This is a genomic window from Bradyrhizobium sp. CCBAU 51745, assembly GCF_028128715.1.
In the GTDB taxonomy this organism is placed as follows: Bacteria; Pseudomonadota; Alphaproteobacteria; order Rhizobiales; family Xanthobacteraceae; genus Bradyrhizobium; species Bradyrhizobium manausense.
In genome coordinates this window covers 307,236-319,786 of the sequence record NZ_LBJP01000001.1, presented here as the reverse complement: position 1 = coordinate 319,786, position 12,551 = coordinate 307,236, and the positions used below count along the sequence as shown (strand labels likewise).

Below are 12,551 nucleotides of genomic sequence, written 5' to 3'. Positions count from 1 at the left end.
ACATCATCAGCAGCCCTTCAAGTTGGGAAAATATTGCCGTGCGGGCTCTCCTGGAGTTGGAGATTCTGCGGGTTCGCCCATTGGTAGCTTTGCCCAAGGGATCGGCCGCACACATCGGTAAATCTACCCGATGTTGCTGGATGCAATCGCGGCGGCTCCGGCGATGCTCTAGGGAATTCCCGACACCCGATCAGGCGATCACCCGATATCGCAGGTCCGATCAGGAGCGCAGTGTTTCGCGCTCAATGGCCGGGTCCTCAGGGAGACGAGACGTGCGTTGCCGAGTTCGCTGGTGGAGCGCGGCGTCGCGAGGGGCATTGTTTCTTTGCCTCTGGCTCGTCCTTGCCGGCGCCGCCCTCGATGACGTTCCTGCAGCGGCAATCGCCGTCGCCGCGGCGACCTGGACGAGCCTGCGTTTGCTGGCGCCCGGCAACTCGCGGCTCTCGCCTGGCGCACTCTGCCGGCTGATGTTGCTCTTCCTGGTCCACTCTGTCGTTGCCGGAGCGGATGTCGCAAGGCGCGCGCTCGATCCACGGCTGCCGCTGCGCCCGGGATTTGTCGCGTTTCCGACCGGTCTGCCACCCGGCCCGCGTCGTAACGTGTTCGCAACGCTCACCAGCCTGCTGCCTGGCACCGTGCCGGCAGGAGAGGAAAACGCGCAGATCCTCTATCACTGCCTCGATGTCGAGCAGCCCGTGATGGCGGAGCTTGCTACGGAGGAAGATGCCTTGGTTCGAGCGCTTTACAATGACTGAGTTCCTGACGGCCGCGGTCGGCTTCATCCTGGCGATGTTGGCGCTTGGGCTGGTGTCGATCCTGCGGGGTCCAGGAGACGCCGACCGCGTGATGGCGACGCAGTTGATCGGAACCGGAGGTATTGCGGCGCTGCTGCTGCTCGGCACTGTCGCGGGCGTCCCTGCGGCAGTCGACGTGGCGCTGACTTTGGCGCTCCTCGCAACCTTCGCCTCCATCGCGTTCGTCAAGAAGGGGCTTTCCCGGTTCGAAGCCGACGGGATCGCATCAACGGAGACCGAATGAGCCTGGTACGCGACATGATCAGCATAGCGGCCGTGTCGGCGGGCGCGTTCTTCTTTCTGGCCGGTACCGTCGGTCTGCTTCGCTTTCCCGATACGCTGACGCGCCTGCACGCACTCACCAAGGCGGACAATCTCGGCCTCGGTCTCGTCGTGCTCGGATTGCTCCCGCAAGCAGGCCAGCTTCGAGACGCGCTGAAGCTGGTCAGTATCTGGCTGCTCGTGTTGCTCGCAGGCGCAACGGTCTCCCAACTGATTGCGCGCGCCGCGCGCCATGGCGGATCGACCAGATGAGCATCGCGACGGCTTTCGAAATCATGCTCGCCGCGGTCTTGCTGGGGCTCGGCACCTGGACCATCGTTGTCCGCGAGACCTTTGCGGCGACAGTCGGTTTCGTTGCCTATGGACTGCTGGTGGCGCTCGTCTGGGTGCGTCTCGATGCCGCCGACGTCGCACTGACCGAGGCGGCCATCGGCGGAGGGCTCGGCGGCGTCTTGCTGTTGGGTGCCGCCGCGCGGTTGCGCGATGCCGAACCGATGGCGGAAGCAGCGCCGGGCAAATTGCTGCGGGCCAGCGCGGCTGCGCTGTCGACGTTGACGGCCGCAGCTCTCGCCGGCGCGATCCTGCTGCTGCCCGATCCTGCTCCGTCGCTCGCTCGGGCGGCTGTCGCAAATGCCTGGGCGACAGGCCTGTCCAATCCCGTGACCAACGTCCTGATGGCGTTCCGGGCGATGGATACCATGCTTGAGAAGGTCGTACTCGTGCTGGCCATCGTCGGCGTTTGGTCGCTTGCACCTGATTTCGCTTGGGGCGGCCGTCCGGGACCGCGCCACCAGGCCGATCGACATGGCGTTCTTGCTTTTCTCGCACGCTTGCTGTCGCCCGTCGGCATTGTCGTCGGGATCTATGTCTTCTGGACGGGCGCCAACCATCCCGGCGGAGCTTTTCAGGGCGGCGCGATTCTCGCCTCGATGTGGCTGCTGGCCATCATGGCCGGGTTGGCGGACACACCACCGGTGAGCAGCCGACGTCTACGGCTCATTCTGGTGGCCGGGCCTGGCTTGTTCCTGGTCGTCGGCCTCGCGGGCCTTCTGTTCGGCGCTGCATTCCTGTCCTATCCACCGCCGCTGGCCAAGCCGCTGATCCTCGGGATCGAGGTCGCAATGGTCCTGACGATCGCGACAACGCTCGGCCTGCTGCTCGCCGGAGCGCCGGAGCGGAACGCGGAGCCATGGACACTGTGATGGGCACCGTGACGGTGTTTGGACTGTGCGGTGCTGCCGTGGTCGGACTTGGGCTCTACGGCCTGATCACGAATCCGCATCCCCTTCGCAAGATCATCGCCTTCAATCTGCTCGGTAGCGGCGTGTTCCTCCTGTTCGGCGTGGTTGGGCGGCGAGGGGCGGTGGCAGGGATGGGCAGTGATCCGGTGCCGCAGGCCTTGGTCATTACTGGAGTGGTGGTCGCGTTCGCGGCGACAGCCCTGGCGATCGCCTTGCTACTCCGGCTGTTCCACACGACCGGCTCGGCCACGCTGGATAGCGACGCGCCGACGAGGCCGCGCTCCGATCGGTTCGGTGGTTGATGCTGGCCCCCGCCGCCTCGCTGGTGGCGACCGCGGATGGCCGCTTGCTGGTGCTGTCGATCGTGGTGCCTGCCGCAGGCGTGCTGCTGGCGTTCGTTCTGAGCGAGCGCTACGTCCGGCACGTCGCCCTTGCCGTCATGCCGGCCGGGATTGCAATCGCCGTGGCCATTCTGCTGGCCTTGCCGCGAGGCGATGGTCTCATCGTCTATCTTCTTGGCGCCTGGCCGCCACCGCTGGGGGTGGCGTTGCGCGCGGACGGCTTGTCTGCGCTGATGCTGGCGACCACGGCGATCGTAATCTGTGCGGTCGGCGCCTATGCAGCGGCCGATTCTCATCCCGTAGCAGCAAGCCGGCGGGTACCGTTCGCATTCTGGGTCTTGTTGATGGCGATCTGGGCCGCGCTGAACACCATCTTTGTCGGCGGCGACCTCTTCACCCTTTACGTTGCCTTGGAGCTGCTGACGTTCGCAGCGGTGCCGCTGGTCTGTCTCGAGGGCCGCGCGGAGACGCTTCGGGCTGCGCTGCGCTATCTGCTGTTCGCACTGGCCGGGTCGGTCCTCTACCTCATGGGCACCGCTCTGCTCTATGGCCTCTACGGCACGCTCGATATCCTGCTGCTGTCTCATCGTCTCTCCGCAGAGCCCGGCGCGTTCATTGCGGCGGCGCTGATGATATCAGGCCTCCTCGCAAAGACCGCGCTGTTTCCGCTGCACCTCTGGTTGCCACCCGCTCACGCCGGCGCCCCGGCCGCAGCGAGCGCAATCCTGTCCGGACTGGTCGTGAAGGGATCGTTCTTCATCCTCCTGCGGCTCTGGTTCGACGTGCTGCCCGCCCTCCCGGGCTTTGCCGCCGCACAGATTCTGGCAACGCTGGGGGCCGGCGCGATCGTGGTCGGGAGCATCCTCGCCCTGCGGCAGGAGCGCCTTAAGCTGCTCGTCGCATATTCGACATTGGCGCAGATCGGGTACCTCTTCCTGCTGTTTCCACTCGCCCTCGATGCCTCAGGCCGGCTCGAGACCGGACCGGCCCTGGCAGGTGGATTGATACAGGCAATCTGCCATGCCACCGCGAAAGCGGCGATGTTCATGGCGGTCGGGTCGATCTACGCCGGCCTGGGCCATGATCGCATCACTGGGATCTGTGGCGCCGCACGCGCGCTGCCCCTGAGCGTCATGACCTTCGCCTTGGCCGGCTTCGCACTGATGGGACTTCAGCCGGGCGGTGCCTCGCTCGCGAAGGAATTGTTGCTCCAGGAGACGGCGAGGACGGGACAGTGGTGGTGGGCTGGCGTGCTCCAGCTTGGCGGGATGTTCACGGCCGCGTACGTCCTGGTGGTCCTTGCCCACGCGCTTTCGCCTCCGGACCAGCCGGTTGCCCTCGCGGCGAGGCCGCGACGCCGCAGCGATTTGGCGGCGCTTGCCTTGGCGCTCTGCTCGCTGTTGCTCGGCCTGGTGCCATGGCAGCCGTATTTGCCGATCCCGTATGCTCTGGAATCGAAACTGTTCGGCGTCGAAGCGCTCGTCAAATTGCTCGCAACCGTGCTCGGAGGCGCAGCGCTCGCGGTCCTGCTCGGTCCCTGGCCATATCAGCTGGCCGGCACGATGGCCTGGAAAGATCTGACGCGCGTGCTAGGCCCTGTTCGGCGCGCCTGTCTGCGGCTTGGCAGCCTTGTCGAGCGAGGCGATCGTGTCCTCCGTCAATGGCCGGTGGCCGGCATCTGCATGCTCGCCGTGACGGTGCTGCTCGCCGCTTCGATGTTTGGAACGAATTGAACACTCGAATAGGCGAGTGCGGGGCAGTCAATCTCGGTCGCATCACACGAACCGGAAAAACATCCTTCGCATCTGGGGTTTTGTCGGATGCCGGGGTGGCGGCTCACGCTCTATCCTGGATTTCGTGCTGTGCAGTCGGGGCCAGTCGGTCCTGAGCGGACCTGTCCCAATGGAAACGGAGGTCTCAATGTCCGATCTCGTCGCGATCGTGTATCCGTCCGAAGCGAAAGCCGAGGAGGTACGTCAGCGCCTTCTCAAATTGCAGAAAGAGTATCTGATCACGATAAGCGACGCCGTGATCGCCGTAAAAACGGAGCCCGGCGGCATCAAGCTCAATCAACTCGTTAACACCACCGCGATGGGCGCGATGACCGGAAGCTTCTGGGGTCTTCTGATCGGCGTGATCTTCCTCAACCCGATCCTCGGTGTCGCGATCGGCGCGGCATCCGGCGCACTTGGCGGTGCATTGTCCGATTTCGGCATCGATGACGCCTTCATGAAGCAGCTGGCTGGCTCTCTGCACACCGGCAACGCCGCGCTGTTCGTCCTGATCAAGAACATGACGGCCGACAAGGTGCTGAAGGAGATCAAGGACGCCGGCGGAACGGTGCTGAAGACGTCGCTGGACGACGCCAAGGAACAGGCTCTGCGCGACGCGCTCGCAAGCGCTGCCGCGGAGCGGCCGGCGGCTTAAACGGCCGCCGTTCAGCGCCGGCCGCCGAACAGGCGTAGCATCATCATGAACAGGTTGATGAAGTTGAGATAGAGCGACAGCGCTGAAATGACCGACTTGCGGCCCGCCGAAGTTTCATCGTCACCGGCATCGTACATCGCCTTGATCCGCTGCGTGTCGTAGGCCGTAAGCCCGGCAAAGACGCCGACGCCTACGATCGAAATTAGCCAGTCGAGCCCGGTCGACCGCAGGAAGATGTTCACCAGGCTGGCGATGATGACGCCGATGAGCCCCATGAACAGGAAGGTGCCGAGACCGGAGAGGTCGCGCCGCGTCGTGTAGCCAAAGACGCTGAGCGCCCCGAACGTTGCGGCGGAGATGAAGAATACGCGGGTGATCGAAGCGCTCGTATAGATGTGGAACAAGGTCGAGAGCGACACGCCGACCAGCGCTGCGTAGACGAAGAACAGCAGGCGGGCCGTTGATACCGAGAGCGTATTGATGCGCGTGCCGATGAAGAACACCAGCGCCAGCGGCGCCAGGATAAACCCCCACATCAAGGGACTTTGCAGCAGCGCCGGGCCGGTGAGCTGGTAGGTCACCCACGCGGCGACCGCAGTGAGGCCGACACCCGCAGCCATGTAGTTGTAGATGCGCATCATGTAGTTGCGCAATCCGGCGTCCACCGCAGTCGTGCCGGTGCCGATCGGGCCTGATGTCGAAAGGTTCTGGTCAAGGTTTGACATCGCTTGCCTCCTCCTGAACTCGCGGAGCTAGGGGCACGCTACCCTCCAGGACCAGGCGACGACATCGGACAATCACCCGAGTGCCCCTGGCGAAAACCCCTGCAACCCCGCCTTCACGGCACCATCCCGCGCATGACGATTGCGCAATCTGGCGCCGCCTCTCATCCCTTTGGCGTAGGTCTCTTACGGCTTTGTCACTTGGAAGCCGGCCGTGATCCGGCTTAATTCTGCGGCATGCGCTTCTTCTTCCATATCGTCGACAAATACGGTCTTTGTCCCGATGGCATCGGCTGCGACCATGCCAGTGACGACGCAGCCGTTCTGCACGCCCAGCGGATCGCCGCCGAGCTCGCGAAGGCCGGCGAATTCTTCCGCGCCGGTGTCGTCTTCGTAGCGCGCGCCGCTCTTCCCGGATCGCCGCTATGCGGTGGCGATGAGGGCCCGGCTGCACCCGCCGCCAAGCCCTGAAAGCGGCTCGCCGGGCTCCGGCACGGGCCGAATTCCTGCTCTGGCTCCTACAGAGAATCCCTGATGTCCGAAGGTGAGAGGTGCCTCTAGGCTCTGCACCGGGATTGGCCGCCATCGGTGCCGGCTTCGTCCCGGATTTGGAAGGCCGTCCTCATGGCTCCTTCGACCAACGAGGCCAACCAGAAGCTCTCCCGCAACGCCCTGATCGCCCTGGTGATCGGGTCGATGGTCGGCTCCGGCATCTTTGCATTGCCGGCATCGTTCGGACGAGCCACCGGCGCATTCGGAGCGATCATCGCCTGGGTGATCGCAGGCACGGGCATGCTCATGCTGGCATTGGTGTTCCAATCGCTGTCACAGCGCAAGCCCGACCTTGATGCCGGCATTTACGCTTATGCCAAGGCTGGATTCGGAGAGTATATCGGGTTCGCCTCGGCCGTCGGCTACTGGATCGGCTGCTGTCTTGCCGACGTCGCCTGCCTCATCCTGATCAAGGCGACGCTGGGAATATTCTTCCCGGTGTTCGGCGACGGCTCGACACCGATCGCCATTGCCTCCGCAACCGTGCTCCTGTGGAGCGTGCACGTGCTGGTGCTGCGGGGCATCAAGGGCGCGACCGCGCTCAACACCGTGGCGACCTACGCCAAGGTCATCCCGATATTCCTGTTCATTGTCGTTGCCGCGATCACCCTCGACGGCGATGTGTTCACCGGGAATTTCTGGGGAACGCAAGCGCCGGATGCTTCCGATGTGTTCACCCAGGTCCGCAGCACGATGCTGCTGACGGTATTTGTCTTCGTCGGGATCGAGGGGGCAAGCGTATATTCCCGCTATGCCCGCAACCGCGCTGACATCGGCTTTGCAACTGTCGTCGGCTTTCTGACCGTTCTCTGCCTTCTCGTCCTGGTGACGCTGCTGTCGTATGGCGTGCTGCCGCGACAACAGCTGGCGGGCCTCCCGACGCCGTCGATGGCGGGCGTCATGGAAGCGATGGTTGGTCGCTGGGGCGGCGTGTTCATCAGCGTCGGATTGCTGATCTCGATCCTCGGCAACTATCTTTCATGGTCGCTGCTGGCGGCCGAGGTGCTGCATTCTGCGGGCATCAATCGCACCATGCCTTCGTTTCTCGCCCGCGTAAACGCGCACGACGTTCCCTCCGGTGCGCTCTGGCTCACCAATTGCGTCATCCAGCTCTTCCTGCTCGTGACCTGGTTTGCCGAATACGCCTTCGCGCTCGCCCTGAAGATGACCAGCGCGATGACGCTGGTTCCGTACTTCCTGGTCGCGGCCTATGGCCTGAAGCTGGCCTCGCGCGGCGAGACCTACGAGGCCTTCGAGCGGGCTCGTATCGTCGATTGGATCCGCGCGATGATCGCGACGCTTTACGCGATCGGCATGATCTACGCCGGCGGGCCCAAGTTTCTGCTGCTGTCGTCGATTCTGTATGCGCCCGGCACGTTGCTGTTCTTTCTGGCGAAGCGCGAACGCAAGGAAGCGACCTTCACACCGCTCGAGGCCGTTCTGTTTGCAGCGATCGCGATCGCCGCCTGCGCTGGCATCTATGCACTCGCGACCGGAGCCATCTCGATCTGAATTGAGCCACCTCTGATCATTTGGAGGCGAACATGAAAATCACGCTCTTCGGCACCCTGATCCTGATCGGAATGGCGGCGGCTGCCGCACCGCCGACCCTGTCCTTTGCCCAGTCGAACGCGCCTGCCACGACCGCGGCGCCCAATACCAACGTGACCCCGGCCAAGCACCGGTACTGGCGTCATCGCGGCGGCAAGCATCCGCACTTTGGCAGCCGCCGCGTCCGCAGCCAGGTTCAGGCGCCGCAGTAAGACCACCACATTGGTCGACCCATGAACGATGCGAGTCCAGGCGAGAGATACGACGAAGTCGCGCGAGGCGACGAACCTTGCCGCGATGCCGGACCGCGCAGCGTGTTGGGGACGGGACTGAGCCTGCTCGCCGTCGGCGTCGCGCTGTTCCTGGTCTGGCAGACGGTCTCCAGCCTCCTGCTCATCTTCGCGGGTGTGCTGTGCGCGGCGTTTCTCGATGCGTCGGCGCGGGCCCTGGCGCCGGTCGTCCCGCTCAATCGTGCCTGGCGGCTGACGCTGGTGCTGTTGCTGCTATCGGCCGTCGCGGGGTTCGGCCTCGACTGGGGCGCGGGCAAGCTGCCGGAGCAGACGCGGAACTTGATCAAGGTGATGGACGCCCAACTCGACATCGTCCAGGCGCATCTGCTGTCGTACGGCGTGGAGCTGCTTGGGCCGGAAGGCGGCCGCAATTTCTCGCAATGGCTTTTTTCCGACCAGGGCCGGTTGATTAGCCATGCCCAGATCGTGCTTGGCGGCGCATCGAGCCTGCTGACCGGCGCTCTCGTGATCCTGTTCCTCGGAATCCTGTTCGCGTTTGATCCGATCAGCCATCGCGACAGCCTCGTCATGCTGATGAAGCGGTCGTATCGCGCGCGAGCGAGCGCCGTCATGGACGAGATGGGCGCCGTCATGCGGCTGTGGTTCGTCGGGCAATTGGTCCGCATCATCCTCATGACGCTGTGCGTGTGGATCGCGCTCTATCTGATCGGGCTGCCCGGTCCCTTCGTGCTCGGATTGCAGGCGGGCCTGTCCAATTTCATCCCGTATCTCGGGCCGATCATGGCCGCGATTCCGATCGCCCTCGTGGCAATGCCGCTCGGCGCTTCACTGCTGATCTGGGCCATCGTGGTCTACACCATCATCCAGTCGGTGGAGGGCTATGTCATCGGCCCGTTGATCCAGCGCCAGGCCGTCGAAATTCCTCCTGCCTGGACCTTGGTTGCGATCGTCCTGCTGGGCGCGATGTTCGGCGTCATGGGCATCGCGCTCGCCATGCCCGCGGTCGCTGTCGGGCGGGTTGCGATCATCCGGTTCTATGTCGAGGACTGGCTTGAGGATGATCCCAGGCGGACGTTGCAAGAAAAGGTTGAACGCCAAACATTCGTAAGTGGATGACCATGAGCGACGTCGAAGTCGAACGGAACGATGGCACGGAGAGCTCCGCACCGGGTTCGGGGATGGCTCACTTCCTGTGGCAGCAATTGCCCTATGTCGTGGCGCTGGTGCTCGCCATCGCGGGCGTCGCCTATACCAACGTGTCCCACCAGTCGCTTGTCGGCTATTGGGAGTTCCTGGCGCTGTCCATCGGCGTCGTCTGCGTCGTCACCAAATGGCCGGAGGCGGAGGGCAAGGAGGCCCAGCTCCGATTGATCTGGACCCAGGCGCTGCATTGGGTTGCCGTCCTGGTCACCATGAACATCATGCTGGTGTCGGGCGTGCAGCAATTGCTTCCCACACCGGCGACCGGCCTCGTCCTGCTGACCTTGCTCGCACTCGGCACGTTTCTCGCGGGCGTCAGCCTTCTGTCGCTGCAAATCTCCTTCCTCGGCCTTGCGATGGGCTTGACCGTCCCGGCGATATCCTGGCTGAAGCAGTCGGTCTTCTTCTTCCTGCTGGGTGCCGTGCTGCTGATCGGGCTCGGCATCACGTTCTGGCTTCGCCAGGACCGACGGCCAGCGACGAGATCCATCAACAACCACAGGGAGGCTTGAATGCGAACAATGCGGCTCGTTTTCATCGGTGCGTTCGCCTTGATATGCACCGCCTTGCCCGCCCGCGCCGAGGCATTCCGGGTCGGCAGACTGTTGTGCTTCAGTGAGCCGCGGGTGGGGCTGGTCCTTGGATCGGCGCAAGCGCTGCGCTGCGTGTTCTACGCGCGCAGGACAGGTCAACCCTATATCTATGAGGGGCGCATCAGGCGCATCGGTCTCGACCTTGGCGTGACCTCGGCCGGCACCTTGTCCTGGGGCGTCCTCGCCAGGAATTCCCGGATCGGCCCCGCCACCTTGCGCGGGAACTATGTGGGAGCGAGCGGCGCCATCGCTCTAGGACCGGGCCTCGGAGCCAACGTTCTGATTGGCGGTTCGCGCCGAAGTATCATGTTGCAGCCACTGTCGATCGAGCGATCGATCGGGCTCAATCTCGCGGCCGGCGTCACCAATCTGACATTGGGCCCACGCGGCCGGCGATAGCGCGCGACAGCGGGTGACGACGTTGGATTTCCCGCTTCCTTGCTCAGGGTTTCGTCGGATGCCGAGGCCGCGGGGTCGAAGTTATCATGCCAGGCAGATGATCGCGGTCCAGGAGGATGGCATGACGGTCTACGACGGCCGGTCCGGCGTCGAAGCGCTGGGTCCTCCGCCCCTGTGGGTCTGCGTCCTTCTCGGCATCGTGATGATCGGCGCCGGCGTCGCGGTGCTCGGCGATGTGGTGTTCGCGACCGTCATCAGCGTGAAACTGATCGGGCTGGCGGCGATTGCAGCGGGTGCGTTCGAGATCGTCCATGCCTTCTGGACCAGGGGGTGGGGCGGCTTCCTGTGGCAGATCCTGCTCGGCGCACTCTATGTCGCCCTCGGACTCGTGCTTCTGACTCAGCCGGCTGCGGGCGCCCTGATCCTGACCTATTTTCTCGGCGCCGTGCTGTTCGCATCCGGTGTCATCAGATGCGTGCTGAGTTTCGCCTATTGGCGGCAGAACGGCTGGATGATGCTGGTCTCCGGTCTCTTCGCGGTCCTTGCCGGGCTGCTCATCCTGTTTGGCTTTCCCACCATCAGCGCCTGGGCGCTCGGCTTCCTGTTGGGCGTCGATCTGATCTCGCACGGCCTCGCCTGGCTGCTCTACGCGCTTCACGCTGCGCGAAGCACTGCATAACAAGAGGAGAAAGATGATGGACGCTCCCAACCGTCGAGCTTTTCTTGGCTTTGCCCGGAACGCCGTTGCCGCCGCAGCGATCGGCGCGATTGGGGTTCGTTTCATTGAGGCCGCAGAAGCGATGCCGATGGCTCCCGATCTTGCCAAGGCCGCCGGGCGGTCGGATCTCCTGACCCAGGCGCAGTGGGGACCGGGTCCCGGCTGGGGACCTGGCTGGGGACCTGCTCCCGGCTGGGGCCGCCCGCCGCCGCGCCGGCGCCGTCGCTGGGTTTGCTGGTGGCATCGCGGTCGTCGTCATTGCGGCTGGCGGTGGGTTTAGCAACGCCGCCGCGAAAGTCTCACATCCCGGCGGCGGCAGATTTGTCGCGGAGCTTGTTCGGGTCCCGAGTTCCTATGACGGAGGCAATTGTGCACAACACCAGGCATTGGCTCCTTTCTGCGGCTCTGGCAGCTCTTCTTGTTCTGGCCGTCTGGTACTGCGCGTCGGTGTGGCAAGCCACCTCACCAATGCCGCTTTACCGCAATGTCATCCTTGGAGTTGCTGTCGTCCTGATGTTTGTGATCGGCAGCGGCCTGACGGCCCTGATGTTCTACAGCCGCCGCAAGGGCTACGACGAGCCCGCACGCAGCGATCGGAGGCCGCGGGAGTAACGCGCGGGGCAGGGATCTGAGCCGGCCCGGCTCCCGCGACTGCTCGATCATTGGCGCAAATTCACAAATCCTTGGCCCGGGATGCCGAGACACGGCGTCTCAACCCGTCCTGCGTACTAATGCAGCCGCTGGTGAGGAGGATGAACCCCACTCATCTGCTCCAATCTCAGCTCCAGCCGCTCATTCAGCAACATCAGCGCTCTGAGCGCGCCGCGCCAATCACCGTCACAAGCTGCAACGATCTCATCGACCGCAAGCTCGTATCGATCAAGAGCAGAGTTGGTGCGTTGGCGTGACATGCGAACAACATCCAAACAGAAACCTAAGTAGATCGTGTCACTAAGGGGGCATTTTCCCCGTAATTCACAACAACATACCTTGTTGCGGGGCTTCAACCTTCGCGACCGCGAGGAACGACGGACCGATTGCCACGTTTTCCCGATAGCCCAGGTTCGTGATCCTGGGCGAGAAGGTGAACTTGCCCCAGCTCACCATCCTTTGTGAAGCTGGGGTTTTTTTGCACCCACGACTCCCAGCAGCTGGCGCCCGCTCCGAGCCACCGGTAGTCGACAATTTGACGTTCGCCGGCGCCGCGGTTCGATGGCGCGATCATGCGCGGGTCCAACATTGTCGCCGGCAGCAATGGGACCGAGAGAGTTACGCACGAATTTCTACGACCTCAGGAAGCGGCGTAAGAGTTCGCAGAGCAGGCTTCTTCGCTGTTTCGATCGGAACAACGTTAGCGGCGAATTTGCGCGAGGACTGTAGCGGTGCCGTCTCTTGCGACCAATCGCTCCTGTTTCGCCTTTCGTCAACCCCAAAAATATTTCACTTTACCGAAATTCGGAAATTACGTATGTTTCGCGCC

At 63.7% G+C, this 12,551-nt stretch carries 17 protein-coding genes; 15 read left to right on the top strand and 2 right to left on the bottom strand.

Annotation, left to right across the window (positions count from 1 at the left end):
• Nucleotides 1-272: 272 nt before the first annotated feature.
• The 7 genes from XH98_RS01540 (at nt 273) to XH98_RS01510 (ending at nt 5,085) form a co-directional block, all read left to right on the top strand.
• A complete protein-coding gene (locus XH98_RS01540) occupies nt 273-755 on the top strand; it encodes a Na+/H+ antiporter subunit E (protein ID WP_271617585.1) in 483 nt (160 codons plus the stop codon).
• Complete coding sequence (locus XH98_RS01535; protein WP_271601526.1) at nt 748-1,038, top strand: monovalent cation/H+ antiporter complex subunit F; 291 nt, start codon at nt 748-750, stop codon at nt 1,036-1,038. The genes XH98_RS01540 and XH98_RS01535 overlap by 8 nt, the downstream gene beginning before the upstream one ends.
• Nucleotides 1,035-1,328: a monovalent cation/H(+) antiporter subunit G gene (locus tag XH98_RS01530; protein ID WP_271601525.1), complete on the top strand. Its 294-nt coding sequence runs from the start codon at nt 1,035-1,037 to the stop codon at nt 1,326-1,328. The genes XH98_RS01535 and XH98_RS01530 overlap by 4 nt, the downstream gene beginning before the upstream one ends.
• On the top strand, nt 1,325-2,278 hold the full coding sequence (locus tag XH98_RS01525) for an MnhB domain-containing protein (protein WP_271617584.1): 954 nt from the start codon (nt 1,325-1,327) through the stop codon (nt 2,276-2,278). Before XH98_RS01530 ends, XH98_RS01525 begins: the two co-directional genes overlap by 4 nt.
• On the top strand, nt 2,266-2,619 hold the full coding sequence (locus XH98_RS01520; protein WP_442868533.1) for an NADH-quinone oxidoreductase subunit K: 354 nt from the start codon (nt 2,266-2,268) through the stop codon (nt 2,617-2,619). The genes XH98_RS01525 and XH98_RS01520 overlap by 13 nt, the downstream gene beginning before the upstream one ends.
• Nucleotides 2,619-4,391 (top strand): complex I subunit 5 family protein, encoded by a 1,773-nt coding sequence (locus XH98_RS01515; protein WP_271617583.1) that lies wholly within the window; start codon nt 2,619-2,621, stop codon nt 4,389-4,391. The genes XH98_RS01520 and XH98_RS01515 overlap by 1 nt, the downstream gene beginning before the upstream one ends.
• Nucleotides 4,392-4,578: 187 nt before the next feature.
• Nucleotides 4,579-5,085, top strand: a complete 507-nt coding sequence (locus tag XH98_RS01510; protein WP_271617582.1) for a DUF1269 domain-containing protein — start codon at nt 4,579-4,581, stop codon at nt 5,083-5,085.
• Nucleotides 5,086-5,096: 11 nt separating this feature from the next.
• Here XH98_RS01510 and XH98_RS01505 read toward each other — a convergent pair whose 3' ends face one another.
• A complete protein-coding gene (locus tag XH98_RS01505) occupies nt 5,097-5,810 on the bottom strand; it encodes a Bax inhibitor-1/YccA family protein (protein ID WP_271617581.1) in 714 nt (237 codons plus the stop codon).
• Nucleotides 5,811-6,044: 234 nt separating this feature from the next.
• On the opposite strand from XH98_RS01505, the gene XH98_RS01500 reads away from it, so the two are divergent.
• From XH98_RS01500 to XH98_RS01465, 8 genes are all read left to right on the top strand, one after another.
• Nucleotides 6,045-6,278, top strand: a complete 234-nt coding sequence (locus tag XH98_RS01500; RefSeq protein ID WP_271617580.1) for a DUF6894 family protein — start codon at nt 6,045-6,047, stop codon at nt 6,276-6,278.
• 153 nt (nt 6,279-6,431) lie between these two features.
• The gene (locus XH98_RS01495; protein ID WP_271617579.1) at nt 6,432-7,871 is read left to right on the top strand and encodes a basic amino acid/polyamine antiporter; all 1,440 of its coding nucleotides are present in this window, start codon (nt 6,432-6,434) and stop codon (nt 7,869-7,871) included.
• Between the two features lie 32 nt (nt 7,872-7,903).
• Nucleotides 7,904-8,122, top strand: coding sequence for a hypothetical protein (locus XH98_RS01490; protein WP_271617578.1), 219 nt, complete (start codon nt 7,904-7,906; stop codon nt 8,120-8,122).
• Between the two features lie 21 nt (nt 8,123-8,143).
• Entirely contained in the window at nt 8,144-9,277 is a 1,134-nt protein-coding gene (locus XH98_RS01485; protein ID WP_271617577.1) for an AI-2E family transporter, read from the top strand.
• A 2-nt stretch (nt 9,278-9,279) separates the two neighbouring features.
• On the top strand, nt 9,280-9,873 hold the full coding sequence (locus tag XH98_RS01480) for a hypothetical protein (protein ID WP_271617576.1): 594 nt from the start codon (nt 9,280-9,282) through the stop codon (nt 9,871-9,873).
• Complete coding sequence (locus XH98_RS01475) at nt 9,874-10,353, top strand: DUF992 domain-containing protein (RefSeq protein WP_271601516.1); 480 nt, start codon at nt 9,874-9,876, stop codon at nt 10,351-10,353.
• Between the two features lie 121 nt (nt 10,354-10,474).
• Nucleotides 10,475-11,032 carry an HdeD family acid-resistance protein gene (locus tag XH98_RS01470; RefSeq protein WP_271617575.1) on the top strand — a complete coding sequence of 186 codons (558 nt, stop codon included), beginning with the start codon at nt 10,475-10,477 and terminating at the stop codon, nt 11,030-11,032.
• A 393-nt stretch (nt 11,033-11,425) separates the two neighbouring features.
• Nucleotides 11,426-11,683, top strand: coding sequence for a hypothetical protein (locus tag XH98_RS01465; protein WP_271617574.1), 258 nt, complete (start codon nt 11,426-11,428; stop codon nt 11,681-11,683).
• Nucleotides 11,684-11,799: 116 nt separating this feature from the next.
• Here the strand turns inward: XH98_RS01465 and XH98_RS01460 are convergent, their stop codons facing one another.
• Nucleotides 11,800-11,982, bottom strand: a complete 183-nt coding sequence (locus tag XH98_RS01460) for a hypothetical protein (protein WP_271617573.1) — start codon at nt 11,980-11,982, stop codon at nt 11,800-11,802.
• Nucleotides 11,983-12,551: the final 569 nt, after the last annotated feature.

Bases quoted from the DNA above. Each gene is read 5' to 3' on its own strand.
- XH98_RS01460 (WP_271617573.1), bottom strand. From the start codon at position 11,982: ATGTCACGCCAACGCACCAACTCTGCTCTTGATCGATACGAGCTTGCG.
- XH98_RS01465 (WP_271617574.1), top strand. From the start codon at position 11,426: ATGACGGAGGCAATTGTGCACAACACCAGGCATTGGCTCCTTTCTGCG.
- XH98_RS01480 (WP_271617576.1), top strand. From the start codon at position 9,280: ATGAGCGACGTCGAAGTCGAACGGAACGATGGCACGGAGAGCTCCGCA.
- XH98_RS01525 (WP_271617584.1), top strand. From the start codon at position 1,325: ATGAGCATCGCGACGGCTTTCGAAATCATGCTCGCCGCGGTCTTGCTG.
- XH98_RS01530 (WP_271601525.1), top strand. From the start codon at position 1,035: ATGAGCCTGGTACGCGACATGATCAGCATAGCGGCCGTGTCGGCGGGC.
- XH98_RS01470 (WP_271617575.1), top strand. From the start codon at position 10,475: ATGACGGTCTACGACGGCCGGTCCGGCGTCGAAGCGCTGGGTCCTCCG.
- XH98_RS01510 (WP_271617582.1), top strand. From the start codon at position 4,579: ATGTCCGATCTCGTCGCGATCGTGTATCCGTCCGAAGCGAAAGCCGAG.
- XH98_RS01500 (WP_271617580.1), top strand. From the start codon at position 6,045: ATGCGCTTCTTCTTCCATATCGTCGACAAATACGGTCTTTGTCCCGAT.
- XH98_RS01535 (WP_271601526.1), top strand. From the start codon at position 748: ATGACTGAGTTCCTGACGGCCGCGGTCGGCTTCATCCTGGCGATGTTG.
- XH98_RS01505 (WP_271617581.1), bottom strand. From the start codon at position 5,810: ATGTCAAACCTTGACCAGAACCTTTCGACATCAGGCCCGATCGGCACC.
- XH98_RS01490 (WP_271617578.1), top strand. From the start codon at position 7,904: ATGAAAATCACGCTCTTCGGCACCCTGATCCTGATCGGAATGGCGGCG.
- XH98_RS01485 (WP_271617577.1), top strand. From the start codon at position 8,144: ATGAACGATGCGAGTCCAGGCGAGAGATACGACGAAGTCGCGCGAGGC.
- XH98_RS01515 (WP_271617583.1), top strand. From the start codon at position 2,619: ATGCTGGCCCCCGCCGCCTCGCTGGTGGCGACCGCGGATGGCCGCTTG.
- XH98_RS01495 (WP_271617579.1), top strand. From the start codon at position 6,432: ATGGCTCCTTCGACCAACGAGGCCAACCAGAAGCTCTCCCGCAACGCC.
- XH98_RS01475 (WP_271601516.1), top strand. From the start codon at position 9,874: ATGCGAACAATGCGGCTCGTTTTCATCGGTGCGTTCGCCTTGATATGC.
- XH98_RS01520 (WP_442868533.1), top strand. From the start codon at position 2,266: ATGGACACTGTGATGGGCACCGTGACGGTGTTTGGACTGTGCGGTGCT.